At 32.3% G+C, this 12,660-nt stretch carries 14 protein-coding genes and 1 tRNA gene; 11 read left to right on the top strand and 4 right to left on the bottom strand.

Annotated elements, in window-relative coordinates; translation table 11 throughout:
• Nucleotides 1-502: 502 nt before the first annotated feature.
• Complete coding sequence (locus AC2YJL_RS24325; RefSeq protein WP_251569184.1) at nucleotides 503-1,081, bottom strand: cell wall hydrolase; 579 nt, start codon at nucleotides 1,079-1,081, stop codon at nucleotides 503-505.
• Between the two features lie 366 nt (nucleotides 1,082-1,447).
• Between AC2YJL_RS24325 and AC2YJL_RS24320 the strand changes: the two genes are divergently transcribed.
• A tRNA-Ile gene (locus AC2YJL_RS24320) sits at nucleotides 1,448-1,524 on the top strand.
• A gap of 940 nt (nucleotides 1,525-2,464) precedes the next feature.
• Here the strand turns inward: AC2YJL_RS24320 and AC2YJL_RS24315 are convergent.
• The gene (locus tag AC2YJL_RS24315; protein WP_144635544.1) at nucleotides 2,465-2,698 is read right to left on the bottom strand and encodes a hypothetical protein; all 234 of its coding nucleotides are present in this window, start codon (nucleotides 2,696-2,698) and stop codon (nucleotides 2,465-2,467) included.
• A 543-nt stretch (nucleotides 2,699-3,241) separates the two neighbouring features.
• On the opposite strand from AC2YJL_RS24315, the gene AC2YJL_RS24310 reads away from it, so the two are divergent.
• The 4 genes from AC2YJL_RS24310 to AC2YJL_RS24295 all read left to right on the top strand — a co-directional run bounded on the left by AC2YJL_RS24310 (nucleotide 3,242) and on the right by AC2YJL_RS24295 (nucleotide 4,743).
• Nucleotides 3,242-3,595 (top strand): hypothetical protein, encoded by a 354-nt coding sequence (locus tag AC2YJL_RS24310; RefSeq protein ID WP_487375001.1) that lies wholly within the window; start codon nucleotides 3,242-3,244, stop codon nucleotides 3,593-3,595.
• Nucleotides 3,596-3,767: 172 nt separating this feature from the next.
• A complete protein-coding gene (locus tag AC2YJL_RS24305) occupies nucleotides 3,768-3,971 on the top strand; it encodes a helix-turn-helix transcriptional regulator (protein WP_116372640.1) in 204 nt (67 codons plus the stop codon).
• Entirely contained in the window at nucleotides 3,972-4,403 is a 432-nt protein-coding gene (locus AC2YJL_RS24300) for a branched-chain amino acid ABC transporter substrate-binding protein (RefSeq protein WP_230932236.1), read from the top strand.
• A 106-nt stretch (nucleotides 4,404-4,509) separates the two neighbouring features.
• Complete coding sequence (locus tag AC2YJL_RS24295) at nucleotides 4,510-4,743, top strand: hypothetical protein (RefSeq protein WP_230932237.1); 234 nt, start codon at nucleotides 4,510-4,512, stop codon at nucleotides 4,741-4,743.
• A 174-nt stretch (nucleotides 4,744-4,917) separates the two neighbouring features.
• Here AC2YJL_RS24295 and AC2YJL_RS24290 read toward each other — a convergent pair whose 3' ends face one another.
• Nucleotides 4,918-5,085 (bottom strand): hypothetical protein, encoded by a 168-nt coding sequence (locus AC2YJL_RS24290; RefSeq protein WP_162871454.1) that lies wholly within the window; start codon nucleotides 5,083-5,085, stop codon nucleotides 4,918-4,920.
• A gap of 550 nt (nucleotides 5,086-5,635) precedes the next feature.
• On the opposite strand from AC2YJL_RS24290, the gene AC2YJL_RS24285 reads away from it, so the two are divergent.
• The gene (locus tag AC2YJL_RS24285) at nucleotides 5,636-6,100 is read left to right on the top strand and encodes a hypothetical protein (protein WP_098792416.1); all 465 of its coding nucleotides are present in this window, start codon (nucleotides 5,636-5,638) and stop codon (nucleotides 6,098-6,100) included.
• A gap of 309 nt (nucleotides 6,101-6,409) precedes the next feature.
• Here AC2YJL_RS24285 and AC2YJL_RS24280 read toward each other — a convergent pair whose 3' ends face one another.
• Nucleotides 6,410-8,185, bottom strand: coding sequence for an ABC transporter ATP-binding protein (locus tag AC2YJL_RS24280; RefSeq protein ID WP_230932238.1), 1,776 nt, complete (start codon nucleotides 8,183-8,185; stop codon nucleotides 6,410-6,412).
• A 353-nt stretch (nucleotides 8,186-8,538) separates the two neighbouring features.
• Between AC2YJL_RS24280 and AC2YJL_RS24275 the strand changes: the two genes are divergently transcribed.
• The 5 genes from AC2YJL_RS24275 to AC2YJL_RS24255 all read left to right on the top strand — a co-directional run bounded on the left by AC2YJL_RS24275 (nucleotide 8,539) and on the right by AC2YJL_RS24255 (nucleotide 12,593).
• Nucleotides 8,539-9,234, top strand: a complete 696-nt coding sequence (locus AC2YJL_RS24275; protein WP_098791399.1) for a trypsin-like serine peptidase — start codon at nucleotides 8,539-8,541, stop codon at nucleotides 9,232-9,234.
• Nucleotides 9,235-9,266: 32 nt separating this feature from the next.
• The gene (locus AC2YJL_RS24270) at nucleotides 9,267-9,413 is read left to right on the top strand and encodes a class III lanthipeptide (RefSeq protein WP_205413788.1); all 147 of its coding nucleotides are present in this window, start codon (nucleotides 9,267-9,269) and stop codon (nucleotides 9,411-9,413) included.
• Nucleotides 9,414-9,452: 39 nt separating this feature from the next.
• Nucleotides 9,453-9,599, top strand: a complete 147-nt coding sequence (locus AC2YJL_RS24265; RefSeq protein WP_205413787.1) for a class III lanthipeptide — start codon at nucleotides 9,453-9,455, stop codon at nucleotides 9,597-9,599.
• A 234-nt stretch (nucleotides 9,600-9,833) separates the two neighbouring features.
• Nucleotides 9,834-12,431: a class III lanthionine synthetase LanKC gene (gene lanKC, locus AC2YJL_RS24260; RefSeq protein WP_230932239.1), complete on the top strand. Its 2,598-nt coding sequence runs from the start codon at nucleotides 9,834-9,836 to the stop codon at nucleotides 12,429-12,431.
• Between the two features lie 42 nt (nucleotides 12,432-12,473).
• Nucleotides 12,474-12,593 carry a class III lanthipeptide gene (locus AC2YJL_RS24255; protein ID WP_205413786.1) on the top strand — a complete coding sequence of 40 codons (120 nt, stop codon included), beginning with the start codon at nucleotides 12,474-12,476 and terminating at the stop codon, nucleotides 12,591-12,593.
• Nucleotides 12,594-12,660 lie beyond the last annotated feature (67 nt).

The raw sequence follows: 12,660 nt of genomic DNA, 5'->3' as shown, positions 1-12,660 counted from the left end.
TTTTCCAACCTCCGAACTAATTAAATTCTCCTTTAAGATAATATATATTTACCCTTACATTAATCTTGCGGTTGGTTCTATAATAGGCATTCTAAATAAGCCTCTAAAAGGTTTTTTATAGTTTTGAATGTCTAACTATTAAAAACTATCATTGTGTTAACTAGAAGGAAATCTAATGTACAGTATTTAGCTATTTGGTTTTGCTTAAACTAAACATATTTAAATTTTAAAGTGTCCATACTGAATTATTCTTAATAATAGCAAAATAAAAAGCTACTTCAGCAATAGCAGCGAAGTAGCTTTTTGTCACGATTCATATGTATAAAATGTATTAAAATCGAGGGTGAACCAATTATATAGTGTTTTCAATTTGAAATATATGTATAGAAAACAGAATATTAATTTAGCATTTCATCATTCTTAGGGAAGCAGGAATGCTGGTAAATAAGGATTATAACATAGCTGAAAGTACGTTATATTATTCATACTCTAACTAGTTGGATTAATAAGCAAAAACGTGACTACCAATTTTCTTATATGCTTTACGTGTATAAATCCATTTATTTGTTGCAGTTGTAGGATTATAATAATAGACTGCTCCATTAGTAGGATCCCATCCTTTAAAAGCATCCGTTACTGCTCGATAAGCAGATTGATTTGGTGTCAAAGCGTATTGTCCGTCATTTAAAGCCGTAAACGCATTTGGTTGACTAATAACACCAAGTATACTTTGTGGGAAATCTGGGCTTTTAGCACGGTTTAGAATGACAGCTGCCACAGCTACTTGCCCCTCATAGACCTCACCTCGTGCCTCTCCATAAACCACGTGTGCCATTTTTTCTACGTTATTTATTTGTGTATATGTACCGGGACCTACAAGTCCGTCTTGCATAAGGCCCACATCGTGCTGGAAATTCTTAACGGCTTCTCGAGTTAACGAGCCGTATTGTCCCGTTGGATTCACGTGTAAATATCCCATATTGACTAGCTGTGTTTGCAATGAAGTTATTTCTTGTTTATGGCTGGTTGATTGTAACGAATCAGAAGCGTATGCAGAAGTCTGAGTGTATAAAGTACCCACGAGGAAGATACCCAAAGATCCCATTGTTAGTTTCTTTAAAAAATGCATGTAAATTCTCCTTTATTTGAATGATTATTAAAAACAGGTCTTCATACTAAAAAATGCAAATGTTTGTACTACATTATAGAAGACTGTTTATATTTAGAGGATAGATCGTTATAGGGTAAAAACTGGGTAGTATATTTACTTACTTAAAGTAAAGAGTTTGAAACCGTTTTTTAGGAAACATCCTAATATTAGTAACTAAGTGATTAATTTTAACGCTAATATTAATTTAGAACAGTGTAAAAAGTCCTATTTGAGTGAAGACACCCAAAGACAGAATCGTAATAAACGGCAGAAAATACACCGGATATGCCTTAGAAAGGACCTTTAGCTCAGCTGGTTAGAGCAGACGGCTCATAACCGTCCGGTCGTAGGTTCGAGTCCTACAAGGTCCACCAGTGACCCTGAAATATGGAGGAATACCCAAGTCTGGCTGAAGGGATCGGTCTTGAAAACCGACAAAGGTGTCAAAGTCCGCGGGGGTTCAAGTCCCTTCATCTGCGCCATTTTAGGAAGCGCCCGTAGCTCAATTGGATAGAGCGTTTGACTACGGATCAAAAGGTTAGGGGTTCGAATCCCGAACGGGTCGTTACAAAAAGGCAGTTTGCTGATAAAGCAAGCTGCCTTTTTATTGTATAAGAGAATTGCTTCAATCCATTATGTGAAACTAATTTAAATGTTATTAGAATGGAGATAAGAAAAGCATTTGATAATACGTTTTATGTTAATTAAACGTTTATGAGATATAAAGTTATAAAACAGAAAAACCTATTGGTTCATCCGGCACCAGTAGGTTTTTCTGTTTAAAACAACAAGGATTTTAAAGTATTGGATAGAGGCCTCACGGCGTCTTGTTTAGTTTACTCCAGGTAGAAAAAATTATGTAAGAAAAACAAAAAATTAGTGTTTTCTTATATTTATTATTTTAGCAACATTGTCTAAATATTTTTCTGATTTTTCTAACCATTTTTGGGTGTTTATTAAAGATTTTTTAACCGATGAAAGTGCAATAGTTGAAGCCTTAATACTTTTGGCTTCCGTACATACCAGGTGACCTATACCATCTTTCCATTGGATCGTACATTTGAAATTCCCGAATAAGTTGTTACTTGTTTGTAAAATCAGATGTTGTGTTAGGGGATAAGAATTAGTACTCTGTGAGAGCATTAATATGGCTTTAGACCGGTCTTCTTGATGAATGATATTCTATATATTGGATATATCAGGAAAATATGAATGGGTCGTGTTTGAAGAATTTAAAATGGTACTTTCTTGATTGATTTGAAAATAAAGAAGCCTTTGCTCTTTTTTGTATTGTTATTTGTAAGTAAGTATTAGTTAGAGAAGAACAATTCCAAGTATAAATAAACATAGGGTAATAATGTTTATAACATTCTTAGCTTTGTCATCTTCTTTTATAGAAGTTACAAGTTCAAATATTATGACAAGAGTAAGTATAGAGAAAGCTATCTGTAGAGGTAAGTTAAATGCATATACAGATATTATAATTAGAGCATATATAATACCTAAAATTATATTTTTTTTAGTCTTAGTTTTTTTGTAATTACTCATTTAAAAACTCCTTATTTAAAAATATTAGCTGTTTTTATTTTCTTAAGTGAAGGTCTTAATAACTAGAAGTATGATAAAGAGGATAATAGAATAGGAAAAGCTATGTATAACATGGTTTGTATTTTCTTTGTCAGTTTTCTATCAAGTGAATAATTTCACTAAAATTGTTAAAAACTTCAAATTATTGCTGTAACTAGCGTTTTAATAACATCAAATACTCCTTTCTAAGAAAGGTAGCAAAAATAAAAAGCTCCCCCAGCATTGGCAAGCGAGGTAGCTTTTTATCAGGATTCACAATTATAAAGTACCAAAATATAACCGCATGTAAACAATATCATATTTTTCCCAAAAATACTATTTTTATAGGGGCGAGAATCTGTATACAAAGTGCACCTCTTATACATTAGTTTCTCAACCACCTACTAAGAAAACATTGAAAAACAAACGATGTATAAAAAGCTGCATACTCCAGAAAAAGGGCCCTTGGCAGAACCGTCCTGCATCAAGGGTTCTTTTTTATGCTATTTTCCGGAAAGAGACATTATGTTGACTAAAGATATATATGATATACACCGTTTCTTTGATCCATTTTCTGATAAAATAGTAATTAATAGTAACCGAATTAGAAAGAGGCTGATTAATGTGACGGTGAATGTTATTTTTAATCCATTCTTTGCTTTAATAATTCTTGTTATAGGGGTATGGATGGGAAGTACAGTTAACCAATTGTTTGGATTAGTAGCAATTTTGGGAGGCTTGTTATTAGGGTTCTCTAACTTATTCAAAAATGGTATAACAATTAATAAAAAGTCAAAGGTTTTACTTTTTGCCTCTTTTGTTTTTCTATTAAGTTTATTCTCATTAACTTATTTAGTTGTATCAACACTTTATCTTTAATTTCTAAAAAACACTTAAAGTAAATAAGCAGTTATAAGGATCTTCTAACGAAAGATCCTTTTTTAGTGGCAATAAGCCGTATTAAGTAAATTAAATTCAAGGATAATGTAATATATATATTGAATAATGTAATGTATATGTTACACTGGGACCAGGAAGGAATTGGTTTATATTGAAAAACAATGTAAAAATATTTCGTGTACAGGCTGATTTAACTCAGCATCAATTGGCTGAAAAAGTTGGTGTTACTCGTCAAACCATTAGTTTAATTGAAAAAGGAAAATATAATCCTACATTAAAACTTTGCTTAGAAATATGTTATGCAGTCAATAAAACCTTAGATGAGATTTTTTGGGTTGGTCAGGAGGAGATTTAAATGAAAGTAATAACAGACGAAAGACTTGTTATAAAAAATTTAAAAAATATTCGTTTTGCGTTTGCTTTTCAAACTTTAGCACTTGTGGGGATTGTAATATATGACGGTATTACGAAAGGATTCAATAATATTACCAATAATCCTATATGGCTAGTTTTGATACTTACCAGTGTTATATTAGGGTATTTGAACTTAAGTATTTCTGTTGACTCCTATGAAAATGAGAAACGAATTAGAAAAATGCCCTATTACTTATTAGTATTATGTTGTTTAGCTGCCGGAGTTTTCTTTGGTCTACTAACAAAGATAACATCTAATAGTAGCTTGGCTGATAGTATAATAATTGGTTCAGTTATATTTTTATGTTTTTTAGGAACTTTTTCATTTGGTTATTTTTTAATAAAAAAACGTTCTAAAGACGAGGAAGAATAAATTATAAATACTTCCCATAAGGAACATTGTGGTAACTAAAATTAATAAGTAAGCCTATTTATGTTACAGTGTACATAGAAACATGTATGAGTCTGGAGGCAAGGTTATGAAACGTGCAATAGGGATATTTCTTATTGCTCAAGCTGTATTAACGTACTTAACTATTAAGATGATTTATACTCCTTTTATCGTTAGAGTATTGGATAGAAATACTAGAGTTATGACAGTTTCATATAGTTTCCCTTTAACGTACTGGTTAATTTGCATAGCTTTGGGCATTATGCTTATAGTGAGAACTTACTTAGTTTTTGCTAAAGAAAAAAAGCAGATCTTTAATTAAAGGTCTGTTTTTTATTTCTACCGATAATTCGTTATATGTTAACTAAACAAGCATAAAAAATATAGCTATAAGACAGAACAACCTACTGCTCCTGTACAGTAGGTTGTTCTGTTGGGAATACGAATATGGTTTTAGTAGTAAATACCTCACGGCGTCTTGGGTAGTTTGCTCAATTTAATACACTTTATTCCTAGACAACATATCCATTTCTTTTTCTAAAAGTAAAATGTCTTCTTTCATCATTACTTTCATCTCGCCGAGCTCAAGTTGAATATATTCTTCTTTTAAACGTTCTAATTCCCTCACGAACAGGGATCCAGTAGAGTACCCGTAATTTATCACCAATGCATATCTCCTTTGTGTGCTATTAATATACCTAATTCCCGTTTATCTATATCAACAACCAATAACAGGAAAATCACCCCAAAAAAAGTAATCCTTTGCCCATATCAGCAAAGGATTTTCAAATTTATTGGAATAGGGGGGGAATACGTTAATAGTCTGGCCAGATTTATAGATTTATATACATATAAGTTTAAAAATAAATATTGTAATTGATTCTACTTAGAAAAGAGTAACCTTTCTCTTTCACCTATGTTTCACCATTCGTTAAGTAAATACTAAAGTGCTTTATGTATCATTAATGTTTTACTATTTAAACCAAGTGACGACAACTATAATGTTTTTCTAATTTCTTATAATGTTTATTATTTTTCATTGTTTTTATTTTTTGCTTTTCATTTCTTTAATAAAAGATGATTTACCTGTATACAGTATTAATAATATATAGAATAAAATGTTTTAATATAAGACTCTAGACGTATAGAAATTCACAGAATTAGATGTTAAAATTTTCTATGTAAATTAATGGTTTTAAATAGGAGGAATATTCATGAAAAGGTTTTACTTTGTACTTATAGTAATCTTAAGTATGTCTACATTTCTGTTTGGATGCAGTCAAAAGGAAAAAGACATGAAGAATAATCTGGATATAGGAATTGATCAAGCTCAGAGAATTGAAGTTACATCAGTAAAAGATCCAAATTCAGTTTTAGCCGTTATTGATAAAAAAGAAGATGTAAATACGTTTATAAAAAAGTTGAGAGTGAACAAATGGAATACTGCTGAAATCCCTTCAAATGCTAATAAAAAAGATATTTACAAGTTATATCAAAAAGAAACAATAAAATTAGGAGATAAATCAAATAAAGGTGAACAGAAACTCCAAAAAGTAGGTACAATTACAACTTATAAAAATAGTTCATATGTTAGTTTTCAAACGAAAGGTTTAAACTTTAATCTTAAAGTTCCACAAGATGTAGCTGAATATCTTTCTAATCAAAGTCATTTGAAATGATTAACCATACATAAGTGGTGAAGTTATAGCTAATTATTGTATTCATTCGTTTGTTTTTTAAAAATTGAATTTAGGATTTTCTAATAGAGGTTTTATGTCTATCAAATAATTTTGATATATAGAATTAAAGTAGTTCAGATTTATGAAGCCATGAAGAGTAAATATTTTTACACCATCTTCTTTACACTAATTTCATCCTAATAAGCTCCTTCTTAAACTGTTTGGAGCTTGGCTAATTATTACTTTAATAATTAATACATTCCTTACAAAAATAAAAAGAATGGTTGGCTATTATGCCAACCATTCTTTTTATTTGCTAGCTAATTGGAGCTCATTAGTTTGCCATTCCAGAGAGAGTTGTTGTTTAACAAGATCATTGTAAAGATTATGAGACTCTAACAGCTCTCGATGCGTACCCATTCCTGTTACTTTACCATCTTCCAAGATTATTAGTTTATCTGCATTTTTAATAGTTGCTAAACGGTGGGCAATTACTAATGTTGTTCTTCCTGTCATTAGAGATTCTAATGCTTCTTGGACAAGTTTCTCTGAATTACTATCTAAATGTGCAGTAGCCTCATCCAATAATAAAATTTCTGGATCACGAATCATAGCCCTCGCAATAGCCAACCTCTGACGTTGCCCGCCTGATAATCTAACTCCTCTTTCTCCTACCTCTGTTTCATATTGGTTCGGTAACGATTCTATAAAGCTTTCTAAATTTGCGTCAGCTACGGCTTGCTTCACTTTTTCTTGCGAAAATTCATCCAAACCATAAGTTAGATTTGAAATAATAGTACCTGACATGATTGGGGAATCTTGTGATACATACGCTATCTTTTTTCTCCACTCAGCTAATTTTATATTTTCAATCGATTGCCCTTTGTATACAATCGATCCTTCAGTAGGTTCATAAAATCGTTCGAGAAGAGAAAAAAGTGTTGTTTTTCCAGCACCACTTGGACCTACAAAAGCAGTGGTTTGACCTATAGGTGCATTGAAATTAATTACTTTCAAAGTTTCCTTTTCTTCAGAGTAGGAGAAAGATACATTTTGAAACGATAATAAATAATCTTGCTCATCAATACTAACTGAGTTAAAAATATCTGGTTCTAAGTCTGCTAATAGAATTTCATTTAAACGTTCACTTGCTCCCAAAGCTTTTTGAAAGTGAGTAAAGAAATTAGCCAATTGTGAACAAGGAACAGAAATTTGGAACAAATAAAAAATAATAGCTACTAAGGCACCTGCAGATATTTCTCCTGAAGCAACTCGACTACTTCCGTAACCGAATATTGCTACCAATAACAATAGCATTATGGTCATTGTTAAGGGCTGAATAACAGCGAGAATTTTCCCCTCTTTTAGCCCATATTGAAAAAGTAAAGTCATTCTATGTAAGCCTGTCTTCTTTTCATGTTCTTCTGCTAAAGATGACTTTACAAGACGAATATCTGATAGTACCCTACCTAAATCTCCTTGAAATAGTGCTGTTTCATCTTGAAGAGATCTTGATACTTTATACATGTTTCTGCCTAAAGGTGCCATTAAAAGAATTGCAATTGGCACGGCTGAAACCATTAATATTGTCATTTTCCAATCAATAATTACTAGTAAAACCACAGACCCAACAATAGAAATGATGCCAGTGACAAAGGGAATTAAATGTGACGTAATGAAGTCTTTAATGACCAATGTGTCATTAGTCATTCGACTCATCGTTTCTCCAGAGGAATTCTGATCAAAAAATGATATTGGTAAATGTAAAATTTGTTTCCACATAATTTTACGTAAAGTAAGTACCACACGTTGACCTATGTATGTCATTGTATAAACAGCCAACCCCGACATAACTAATTGTCCTAAGAAAACAATCGATAGAAGTATTATGGTCTTTGTACTGAGACCATGAAAGTTCATCTTATCTACAAAATCTTTAGTAAGAAGAGGAACTATTAAAGAGAAGGCTGTTTCTATCAGAATGAGTATAACAGCTAATATTAGAATCGACTTTTCTGGCAAGAAGGTATGAATAAATTTTAAAAAGCTTTTAATTCCTATTTTCTTTTTATTGTTGTTACTCAACTTCTTTCTCCTTTCTAAAAAACTACGAATTATAGGTAAGAAAAACAATAATGGATAATTAAATAGTTTGAATTTCATAGTTGTTTTGACTATATCTTTAGTCTAAAAAAGTTACTTAATTTTCCAATTATAATTCCTAATATTGTATTATAAGGTTAATCGAACCAAAAATCTACAAAATAATACAATTTTATATATTTTATAATATTTTCCGAAAAATCTGTTGACTTATTTTTTAGGTATATTATACTTTATTTGTAAATTAATAACTTGTTTAATTTTGCCATATTAGTTCTAAATATCTTTTTTATCCTTATTTAGGTAATTTAGAGAGTGAATGGCGGTGTCTTTTGTTGGGTAAATTAGACAAATATGATAATAATTTACTAAGTAAATTAGGTAAGGTAGAGTTTTGGGTTAATGGAAAGCGATCTTTAGGAAGTGCAAGTATTTTAAAATCTGTAAATGCTCCAATTATCGCAACTGCAGCTCATTGTGTATATGATTGGGAATCTAAACAGTTTTATGAACACATAAGATTCCTGCCATATTCGGAAGGTTTCAAGGTTGCATTTAAGCCAGTGTTAGCGTCCATTCCTAAGGAATGGGCTAAAAATGGAGTAGTAGATTACGATACTGGATTTTTGGTACTTGAGCCAGAAGCTTCAAATGTAATTAATTTTGAGGAAAAAGGAATTCCAGTCGCTTTTAATATGTCTCGCAACTTGGAATACGTCATATCAGGTTTCCAGAATGTATTACTACCATCTAAAAAACCACTTTTTAGTAGAGGGGTAGCTTGTGCAGATTCCTTCAAGCATTCTTCCCTACAAGGAGTACCAAGCAAAGGGAAGAGTGGTATGTCTGGGGGGCCCTGGTTTACAGAAATCGAGGGGAGATATGTACAAAACTCTAATTCTAGCCTTAGCATGAAATCCGTAAAAAATACGCTTTGGGGCCCTTACTGGGGGGAAACTATTGAGGCTGCTTATCAAGTGGCTTCTGGAGAGTTAAGTGGGGATTCTACGGTACTAGTGCACAAGTATTAATTAATTCTATGGGATAAAAGGGAGAGAAAAAAATGTCATATCACAAACAAATGTCTAATATTCTTCAATTGCAAAAAATGAAGAACTCATCCTCATTAGACCTTACTTCAAACTTGAGTGTAGTATGCAAAGAAAAAAGCACCATTAGTTTTTTTCTGTGTTTACCTAATGAGCAATAATTTTGATTGAAAACTTTCAACTACAAAGGAGGGAAGGAAATGTCTTATAACAAGCAAATGTCTAATGTTCTTCAATTGCAAAAAATGAAGAATTCATCTTCATTAGATCTTACTTCAAATTTAAGTGTAGTATGCAAAGAAAAGAGTACTATTAGTTTTTTCCTGTGCTTACCTAATGGACAATAATTTTGATTGAAAACTTTCAACTACAAAGGAGAAGAGAAAATGTCTTATAACAAACAAATGTCTAACGTTCTTCAATTACAAAGTATGGATATTACAAGAAATTCACTAACTAACCCTGCTATGTCAACTTCAAGTGCATTTGCATGTTGGCCAAATACAATAGCAAGCACACTGAGTATTGCAGTTTGTTAATTTAAATTAATATTTTTTGGTTAATCATTGGAGGTAGAAAAAATGGACATGAGATATCTAAGGTATGTTACACCTGGAGAAAAATATTATCAACCTCCTGAAAAAAAAGCAAATGAATCAGTTTTAAAGGTTTCTAATATACCGACATCTTGGAAAGAAAAGAAAGATGATCATTGGACTTATTATTTTCCTAGTAATACTATACTTCCTATTCAAGGTTGGAAAATTCATATTACTACAGTCTCTAATGAAGCCCAGAATACATTAGATTTAACTTCTAATTTTCTTTTTAGTGAGTGTATACCTTTTAAACACGTATCTAACATTTGGGAATTAGTCCTTAAAAATTCGAAATATGGTGATAGAGGAAGTTCAGGTAAATTTATTACAGTTTATCCTAAAGATGAAGAGCAATTTATCTTCCTATTAAACCAATTACATAGAATTTTAAAAGATACACCTCAAGGACCTTATATTCTAAGTGATAAGCGATGGCTTGATGGGAATGTTTATTTTAGATATGGAGCATTTGGAGAAATGTATATTCAGGAAGGTGCAGCCAAGATTCCGGCTATTAGGACGCCAGATGGAGGATATATTCCAGATTCTCGAGGTGCTTACTATGTCGTACCTGATTTTGTGCAAGAGCCAAAAGTAATTCGTGAGATGACAGAAGCGCAAGAAAAGGTTCTAGCAGAACATTCTCAACTAGATAACTATGATATTGAATCAGCTCTTCACTTTAGTAATGGTGGTGGAGTATACCTGGCTAACCATAGAGAAAACAATGAGAAGTTTGTGCTTAAAGAAGGTCGCCCCGGGTCTGGTCTTGATGGACAGAATAGAGATGCCGTCGCAAGATTGCAACAAGAAGCAATCGTATTAGAACGTTTAAAAGGATTGAATTGTGTTGCAAAATACGAGGGAATATTCCAAGCTTGGGAACACACTTTTCTAGTAGAAGAATATTTACCAGGAACAACTTTAAACACATGGTTAGCTGCGTATTATCCTTTTTCTGATGAACAGGATTCAGAATCATATTGTAAAACGGTCATTAACATTCTAAACCAGCTGAAACAGGCAGTTAAAGATATTCATTCACGTGGAATTGGAATGGGAGATTTACAGCCATCTAATATCATTATATCAGAATCTGAAGATGTGAAGATTATTGACTTTGAATCGGCAAGTGATTTAACAGATGCTAAGCATTCAGGACTTATGACACCAGGGTTTACGGGATCAACAAAATCAACTAGGGAACAAGCCGATTGGTTTGCGCTTCTACGTATAGCTAGACATGCTTTTCTTCCTATTGGACCTGTGCAAGATTTAGCTGAGAATATACTTATTCAACATGATAAATGGATCATTAAGAAATTCGGACAAGAGGCTATCAATTTGATTACCGAAATTCAGTATGAGTGTAACAAAAGGGACGCGAGACCAATGGATAGTGTTCTTAGCTCCCCTAATAACTATCTTGAAAAAAGCGATCTTCCAAAGATAATCTCAAAGATTAGAGATGCTATTGTTCATGATCTAAGTAAGGAAAAGCGACTTTTACCAGGAGATATTCGCCAGTTTGAGACATCTAGTGGGTTACTTAACGTCTTAACAGGTGGATTTGGGGTAATAATGGCTCTAGCACGTACAGGTAATTTACCTGATAAAGCTAGAGAGTGGGCTAGAAAGTTCGGGCAAAATGAATATATAGAACAATTGGATGATGGACTTTTCTCTGGAAAAGCTGGTATTGCTGGCATCCTTTATGAAATAGGAATGAAAGCTGAAGCTAAAGAAATATACGACTCCATTGAAAATCATTTAGATTTAGAAGACATCTCGCTTTCAACTGGATTAGCAGGTATAGGCTTAGCATTCTTATCAGCATCGACCTTAACGGATTTGGAGTACCTATTTGATAAAGCATTAGCTATTGCTTATCGAATAGAAAATCTTCTTGCACAGGATATTAAAATAAGACCAAGTGATTTTGATGCAGTACCAATTGGATTGATCGATGGATGGTCTGGAGTTTCATTGTTCTTTAGCTCTTTATATAATGTTACAAATGATAAACAATGGTTAAATCTGTCTATTTTAGCTATCGATAAAGATATGGAACAGTGTGTTCTTGAGGAATCGGGATTATATCAAGTGAAAGATGCCTCAAGATTTGTACCTTATCTTGCAGGAGGAAGCGCTGGAATTGGCTTAGCAATGATTGAATTAAGAAATTTACTTCATGAGAAAAAATGGGAAAGAGAACTTAGTGGTATTGGTCTTCTAACTCAATCAAAATGTTTCTATAGTTCAGGTCTATTTAGAGGATTGACAGGGCTTATAGTTACCGCAAATGCTATTGATATCGAATTTAATCTTCAGGGAAAAGAGAATCGTATAGACAAGGCATTAGAAACGTTAAACCTTTACCTTCTTGAAAATGAAGGAAGGTATTATGTGCCAGGAGATTACAGCTATAGAATTTCTGGAGATATTTTCTCTGGTTCTGCTGGTATGTTACTCGCCTTACATGATACCAAATCAAAAGGAATGTACTCTTGGTTACCTATACCAGAAATTACAAAAATCATTTCTTCATTGAGTAGCCAAAAGTTAAATGTATTGGCGTAATAGCTTTAATGGAAAGTTATTAACTAAAAGGAGGTGATTTTTGTGAAAAAGGTATTATCTCTTCAAGTTTTAGATTCAAAGAAGGATGTAGAGCTACGTGCAGGTTCATCTTTAAGTGTTAACTGCAAAGTAGTAAGCACAATTAGTTTTGCGGTTTGCTAATTTTATATTTTCTATTAAAGATTACTGAATAATATTATTCGGTATCCTACCATAGATTATAGAAATT

The sequence above is a fragment of the Priestia sp. SRI_019 genome (genome assembly GCF_057586255.1).
Note: the sequence above shows the minus strand (reverse complement) of the source record. Positions and strands in the feature narration are given on the sequence as shown.

What these genes read in the sequence shown, in the direction of transcription:
- AC2YJL_RS24270 (WP_205413788.1), top strand. Translation starts at nt 9,267, where the DNA reads ATGTCATATCACAAACAAATGTCTAATATTCTTCAATTGCAAAAAATG.
- AC2YJL_RS24300 (WP_230932236.1), top strand. Translation starts at nt 3,972, where the DNA reads ATGAAAGTAATAACAGACGAAAGACTTGTTATAAAAAATTTAAAAAAT.
- AC2YJL_RS24265 (WP_205413787.1), top strand. Translation starts at nt 9,453, where the DNA reads ATGTCTTATAACAAGCAAATGTCTAATGTTCTTCAATTGCAAAAAATG.
- AC2YJL_RS24285 (WP_098792416.1), top strand. Translation starts at nt 5,636, where the DNA reads ATGAAAAGGTTTTACTTTGTACTTATAGTAATCTTAAGTATGTCTACA.
- lanKC (WP_230932239.1), top strand. Translation starts at nt 9,834, where the DNA reads ATGGACATGAGATATCTAAGGTATGTTACACCTGGAGAAAAATATTAT.
- AC2YJL_RS24315 (WP_144635544.1), bottom strand. Translation starts at nt 2,698, where the DNA reads ATGAGTAATTACAAAAAAACTAAGACTAAAAAAAATATAATTTTAGGT.
- AC2YJL_RS24310 (WP_487375001.1), top strand. Translation starts at nt 3,242, where the DNA reads ATGTTGACTAAAGATATATATGATATACACCGTTTCTTTGATCCATTT.
- AC2YJL_RS24295 (WP_230932237.1), top strand. Translation starts at nt 4,510, where the DNA reads ATGAAACGTGCAATAGGGATATTTCTTATTGCTCAAGCTGTATTAACG.